The following is a 6,294-nucleotide window of genomic DNA, read 5'->3' on the forward strand; positions in this document are numbered from 1 at the left end:
CGATGGGTGAAATGGAAATACTTTATCTTTATTTTAGATAAAACAGTAAAAGATAACAAATCCAATATCTTATCAGAAGTTGAAACCGTATATCAAAATACTGCCTAACAATCGGTAGGAAACACAAAGAATTCCTTATTTTTGACTTCTGGAAACGTAAAATAAATTAGATAATGAGTGTCAAGACGGCTAAGAAAACGAAGACCAATATATCAAACGAAATTTTAGAAAAGGCATATCGATTAATGCATACCGCCAAGCGGATGGCTGAAATTTACGATGAAAATAAAGCAATTGCCTCCAAATACGTGCATAGTACTTCTCGCGGACATGAAGCCATTCAGCTGGCGGCATCTATGCAATTAAAACCAATAGATTTCCTAGCTCCTTATTATAGAGATGAAAGTATTTTGCTGGGCATCGGAATGGAGCCTTATGAATTGATGCTTCAATTAATGGCTAAAAAAGATGACCCATTTTCAGGTGGTCGTTCCTATTATAATCACCCTTCCCTAAAAAGAGAAGGAATGCCTACTATTCCTCATCAAAGTTCGGCTACAGGCATGCAGGTAATCCCCGCAACAGGAATGGCGCATGGACTGAAATTTAAAGAAGAACATGGCTTAGGAAATGAAGATGAAAAACCTGTAGTGGTTTGTTCTTTAGGTGATGGTTCTGTTACTGAAGGTGAAGTTGCAGAAGCTTTGCAAATGGCGGTGCTCAAAAATTTACCTATCATATATTTAGTTCAAGATAATGACTGGGGAATTTCAGCGACAGGCAAAGAAATGCGCGCTATGGATGCATATGAATATGCAGCAGGATTTAAAGGTCTGAAGAGAATGCAGGCTAATGGTACAGACTTTGCTGATTCTTATACCAAAATGTCAGAAGCTATAAAGCATGTCAGAAACCGTAAAGGTCCTGTTTTATTGCATGCCAATTGTCCACTTTTAGGACATCATACTTCTGGTGTTAGAAAAGAATGGTACAGAGGTGAAGATGACTTAGAATTGCATGCCTTAGGTGACCCAATTCCGAAATTCCATCAATATTTATTAAATAATAATTTTTCCGAAAAAGAATTAAATAAATTAGAAAAGCAAGCAATAAAAAATGCAAATGAAGCTTATGAAAAAGCTTTAGATGCAGAAGATGTTGACCCAAGTGAAGTTTCATTGCATGAATTTGCTGAAACACCTATTACGGAAGAAAAAGGGCAGCGTAAGCCAAAAGGAGCTGAAAAATCAGTGATGGTCGATGCTGCGTTACATGCCGTAGATGATATTCTGCAGAACAATCCTGAGGCACTTTTCTACGGGCAGGATGTGGGTGGTACTTTAGGTGGTGTATTCCGAGAAGCTGCAAATTTGGCCAAGAAATACGGGGATGGCCGTGTTTTCAATACGCCAATTCAAGAAGCTTATATTATTGGAAGTACTGCCGGCATGTCAGCAGTTGGGGCGAAGCCGATTGTAGAAATCCAATTTGCAGATTATATCTGGCCGGGCATGAACCAGCTGGTAGAAGAACTTTCGAAATCTTGTTATCTTTCAAATGGTAAATTCCCGATTCAATCATTAATAAGAGTACCAATTGGCGCATATAGCGGTGGAGGTCCTTATCATTCAGGTTCTATAGAATCTACCCTTTTGACGATTAGGGGAATAAAAGTTGTTTATCCGTCTAATGCTGCAGATATGAAAGGCCTAATGAAGTCTGCCTTCTATGACCCCAATCCTGTAATTATGTTGGAGCATAAAGGATTATACTGGTCAAAAGTACCTGGGACTGATGGTGCTAAGAATCATGAACCTGATGAAGATTACATCATCCCGTTGGGAAAAGCCAGAATTGAGCAAGAAGCCAATCAAAATAAAATCGATAATGGCGAAAGCATGACCATCATTACTTATGGAATGGGTATCTATTGGGCAAAAGCAGCTTCTGAAAAATATAAAGGTCAGGTTGAAATAGTAGACCTAAGAACTTTGAATCCGCTTGACTGGGAAACAGTAAAAAGCAGTGTTGAAAAACATGGACGAGCATTGGTATTAACTGAAGAACCACTGATGAATTCGTTTGCGGAATCTTTAGCAGGAAGACTAAATCAGCATTGTTTCGAGTATTTAGATGCGCCTGTTAAATCCTACGGAGCCTTGAATTTACCCGCCATTGGATTGAATGTGGAATGGGAAAAAGCCATGTTGCCTAGTGCGGAGAAGGTGGAGAAGGAGATCGGGGATTTACTTCATTATTAAGAGAAATAACCTTGATTTATAGGGATAATTAATTGATATTTTATTTGAAAATTGTTAATATTAAATTTATGATTGTCCATCAAGTATCTGAAACTAAAATTCAACCATTTTAAAAATAATCATCCAATCTAAAATATGGAAATAAATGATTTTTTCAATTCTCTACTCACTGGCATTTTAACATCAGTAATATTTTTAATTCTGCTATATTTTTTCAGACCAAACATTAAAATTTCTGATTGTATTGCAAAGGATAAAGAAGATGATAATATTTTCAGGTTCAAAATAATAAATAAATCCTTATTTTCAATTTATGATATAAGAGTTCGAATGTTTTTATGTAATGAAATTAATGGGATAAATGGAAAAAATATAAAATTTGAAGAATTAGAACTTAAAGTAAGTAATATTTGGACGATACCACCCTTTAATATTAAACATATATTTCAAAATGAAAAGTCACAAAAAAATATAAAGGGTAAGACAAACTATGCAGCTGCTTTTAGGACTGATTATAGTAAAATTGAAAATTGGGGGGGATAATAACACTTACCTAACAGTTGAAATTTTAGCTAAGCATGGTTTTAGCGGATTTTCCAAGGTGTTTACTAAAGATTATCATTCTCCAGAATATAAATTAAAAGAAGGGAAATTTTTAAGTGGTAATTCTTGTTATATAAACTAATTATGACTTAATTTCGTTTAATCTATAAATAACTAATTATGACTATGAAAAACACAGTAACTTTAATCTTAAGAGACATAATTGCAGAATAATAACTTGAAACAATATTAACAATAGCATCAAACTAGCTTGATGCTATTTTTTTGACTAAAAATGACTTGATAATAAACAAAAAAAGCACCTACATAAATGCAAGTGCTCTCTATATTTAAAAAATTTAAATCTATTTATTCTTCATCTGCCGCAAGTCGAACCATCATTCCATCCATATCTGGATGCAGCCTTAACTGGCACGCCAGACGACTATTGAATTCTGCATTTGGCAATAAATCTAATTGATCCATTTCCTGATCACCTGGATCGTTGAGTGAATCCATTCCTTCCTCTACTTTTACATGACAGGTGGCACATAATGCCATTCCGCCACAGGTAGCAAGTACAGGATATTCATTGGCTTTCAAAAACTCCATCAAGCTTAAGCCCATATCGGTCGGAGCTTCTAGTTCTTGTACATCACCAGAATAATCTTGTACTTTAATTTTAATATCACTCATATATCTTACAAACTTCTAGACCTATCAAGTATAAAACTGAAAGGTATACTTTTAATTTTAGAAAGATTCAATACCGTTTACGGTAGTGTATTTAAAACTTAAATGTTTATCAGGATAAACATGCTTAAATGCAGATTGTGCCATCAAAGCTGCCTCATGGAATCCGCATAAAATTAATTTCAATTTACCTGGATAAGTGTTGATATCACCAATTGCATAAATTCCTGGGACATTGGTAGAGTAGTCTGTAGTATTTACCTCTATTTGATTTTTATGGATACTTAATCCCCAATCTGCAATTGGTCCTAATTTCGGACTCAATCCAAATAAAGGAATCAAATAATCAGCTTCTAATTCCATTTCAGATTTGTCTGCTCCTTTAATCTTTACAGAATTAAGCTTTCCGTTACCTGAAATTGATTCTAAATTACTTTTCAATAAAAGATTAATTTTACCCTCTTTAGCTAATTCAAATACCTTATCAGCTGAATCAGGCGCACCACGGAACGTTTCATTTCTATGAACTAAAGTGATTTTCTTAGCAATTTTAGATAATTCAATGGTCCAATCTAAAGCAGAGTCTCCCCCACCTGCTAAAATTACATTTTTATCTCTGAATAACTCAGGATCTTTTACCATATAGGAAACACCTTTACCTTCAAATTCAGCGATTTCCTTCAAAGGTGGCTTTCTAGGTTCAAAACAACCTAAACCACCTGCAATAACAACCACTTTACAATCTATTTCGGTGCCATCCGAAGTTCTCAATTCAAATCCAGTAGCTGTTTTCTCTACTTTATCTAATCTTTCGCCTAAGCTAAAAGTAGGATTAAACGGTTTGATTTGGTCCATCAAATTATCTACTAGTTCTTGTGCTTTCACCTCTGGATATCCTGGAATATCATAGATAGGTTTTTGAGGATAAATCTCAGAAAGCTGTCCACCTACTTGAGGAAGTGCATCCACCAAGTGGCAACGTAGTTTCAATAAACCTGCTTCAAATACTGCAAAAAGACCTACTGGCCCTGCTCCGATAATGCAAATGTCAGTTTGTATCATTGTTTTTTGTAAGTTATTAAAGGTATAACTTCAATTATCAGACAAAGTTCGTATAAATATAGTTGTTTTACTAACTATATTGGAAAATATCTTTTTGAATTGAGTAGATACAAACGTTATTTCTTTAGAATAGAAAAGCCCAGACTAAATTAATCCAGGCTTTTGCTACATAGTCTAATAATAAAACTATTAATTCGTGTTCACAGCAAGAATAGGTTTTTTAACTGAATCTAAAACTGGCCATTCATATTCTTCGGTAAAATTCTTTAACGACCGGTTTAATTTTCTTCGATCTTTAGCCTTGCGGACACTCATAAAATAACCTTCTATTACTTTTTCATTAACAAGGTCATGATTAGCGTTATAAAAGCGCACGATAGTGTAGCTTTTATCATTCATATTTGTTTCTATTACCCAATAGAAACCTGAATTTTTAGGTTTTGCGAAACTGCTAGCGCTAAGCACTAAACTAAGCGATAAAATTAAAATTGTTTTCATCTGTTTTTTATTTTTTATTGATGAATCAAAAGTAAAGAGGACTTTTTATATATTTTTTGCTATTAGCTCAACCAAAGGATACAATAGTCAGAAGTTAACATACTGGGGATTAGGTGATAGTATCTCCTATGGATGTCGTTTGTCTACAAAACCGAACCGTTTGTCTACCTCACAATGGGGCACTAGGTAAATTATAATTTCATTTGTATTTTCGTAGGCTATTTTAAAAGATATGACTTCTTTTCTTTCTTCATTTATTTACTCTAATGAAATTCCTTGGCGAATAACCAGACACATCTGCTTTTGGACGGCCTATGTCATTTTTGCTACATTACTTTACGGTAGCAAAGGAGTGGGGGTAACCTATGGTCATCCAGATCAGATTGAGATTTTAGGATTAGCTTTTGTAGAGGCTATATTTTTTCTTCCTATACATATCCTATTTAGTTATGGACTGATTTACCTCCTGATTCCCCGATTCTTATTCAAAGGGCAATATATGCTATTGTTTTTGAGCACTTTGTCATTAATGATTTTAGTGGCTGCACTGTCATTTGTTATCGCTAACACATTGGTATCCTCTTTCAGGGATTCCTTAGGGATTCCTTCACCACCGAGTTATTTCTTTTTTGGTTTGATGGCTGGATTGCGGGGCGGAACTACTGTTGCCGGTTTTGCTGCCGCTATTAAATTAAGTAAGTACTGGTATCAAAAACATTGGGCAAATCAAGCTCTAGAAAAACAAAATTTACAAGCAGAACTTCAACTACTTAAGTCTCAAATTCACCCTCATTTTTTGTTTAATACTTTAAACAATCTCTATTCTTTAACGCTTATGCGATCAGAAAATGCACCCAATGTAGTACTGAAACTTTCAGATTTACTAAGCTATATGCTTTATGAATGTAATCAGCCTAAAGTTGTCTTGGAAAAAGAACTTAAGCTTATGTATGGCTATATTGAATTAGAAAAGCTTCGTTATGGTAGCAGATTAGATGTTCAGATGAAAGTAGTGGGTACTGCTAAAAACCAATTAATTGCACCTTTACTATTTTTACCTTTTCTAGAAAATGCTTTTAAATTTGGCGTAAGCGAAATGTGGCTGTTGCACAACTCAAATGTAGTGTAATTTAGACTTAGTATATATATATATATACTATATAAACATCTGACTATCAGTTGTATAAGTCTATTTTATTTGCTATATTTTGCCATGCAAGGAAGAAAGAATTATCAA

Annotated in this window: 6 protein-coding genes; 3 read left to right on the plus strand and 3 right to left on the minus strand. The window is 34.3% G+C overall.

The annotated features are described in order from the left end of the window. The first annotated feature begins 173 nt into the window (after positions 1–173). Entirely contained in the window at positions 174–2,261 is a 2,088-nt protein-coding gene (locus VFM92_RS16650) for an alpha-ketoacid dehydrogenase subunit alpha/beta (RefSeq protein ID WP_325123363.1), read from the plus strand. A gap of 135 nt (positions 2,262–2,396) precedes the next feature. Further along, positions 2,397–2,804 carry a hypothetical protein gene (locus VFM92_RS16655; protein WP_325123364.1) on the plus strand — a complete coding sequence of 136 codons (408 nt, stop codon included), beginning with the start codon at positions 2,397–2,399 and terminating at the stop codon, positions 2,802–2,804. Between the two features lie 369 nt (positions 2,805–3,173). On the opposite strand, the gene VFM92_RS16660 is transcribed toward VFM92_RS16655, so the two are convergent. The 3 genes from VFM92_RS16660 to VFM92_RS16670 all read right to left on the minus strand — a co-directional run bounded on the left by VFM92_RS16660 (position 3,174) and on the right by VFM92_RS16670 (position 5,057). Continuing rightward, positions 3,174–3,500, minus strand: a complete 327-nt coding sequence (locus tag VFM92_RS16660) for a 2Fe-2S iron-sulfur cluster-binding protein (RefSeq protein ID WP_325123365.1) — start codon at positions 3,498–3,500, stop codon at positions 3,174–3,176. A gap of 57 nt (positions 3,501–3,557) precedes the next feature. Continuing rightward, the gene (locus VFM92_RS16665) at positions 3,558–4,559 is read right to left on the minus strand and encodes an NAD(P)/FAD-dependent oxidoreductase (RefSeq protein ID WP_325123366.1); all 1,002 of its coding nucleotides are present in this window, start codon (positions 4,557–4,559) and stop codon (positions 3,558–3,560) included. Positions 4,560–4,748: 189 nt separating this feature from the next. After that, a complete protein-coding gene (locus VFM92_RS16670) occupies positions 4,749–5,057 on the minus strand; it encodes a hypothetical protein (protein ID WP_325123367.1) in 309 nt (102 codons plus the stop codon). Positions 5,058–5,289: 232 nt separating this feature from the next. Here VFM92_RS16670 and VFM92_RS16675 point away from each other — a divergent pair, with 232 nt between their 5' ends. Beyond that, a complete protein-coding gene (locus tag VFM92_RS16675; protein WP_325123368.1) occupies positions 5,290–6,186 on the plus strand; it encodes a histidine kinase in 897 nt (298 codons plus the stop codon). The last annotated feature ends 108 nt before the right edge of the window (positions 6,187–6,294 follow it).

This window comes from Marivirga sp. (genome assembly GCF_035704835.1).
Classification (GTDB): Bacteria; Bacteroidota; Bacteroidia; order Cytophagales; family Cyclobacteriaceae; genus Marivirga.

Bases quoted from the DNA above. Each gene is read 5' to 3' on its own strand.
- VFM92_RS16665 (WP_325123366.1), bottom strand. From the start codon at position 4,559: ATGATACAAACTGACATTTGCATTATCGGAGCAGGGCCAGTAGGTCTT.
- VFM92_RS16655 (WP_325123364.1), top strand. From the start codon at position 2,397: ATGGAAATAAATGATTTTTTCAATTCTCTACTCACTGGCATTTTAACA.
- VFM92_RS16675 (WP_325123368.1), top strand. From the start codon at position 5,290: ATGACTTCTTTTCTTTCTTCATTTATTTACTCTAATGAAATTCCTTGG.
- VFM92_RS16670 (WP_325123367.1), bottom strand. From the start codon at position 5,057: ATGAAAACAATTTTAATTTTATCGCTTAGTTTAGTGCTTAGCGCTAGC.
- VFM92_RS16660 (WP_325123365.1), bottom strand. From the start codon at position 3,500: ATGAGTGATATTAAAATTAAAGTACAAGATTATTCTGGTGATGTACAA.
- VFM92_RS16650 (WP_325123363.1), top strand. From the start codon at position 174: ATGAGTGTCAAGACGGCTAAGAAAACGAAGACCAATATATCAAACGAA.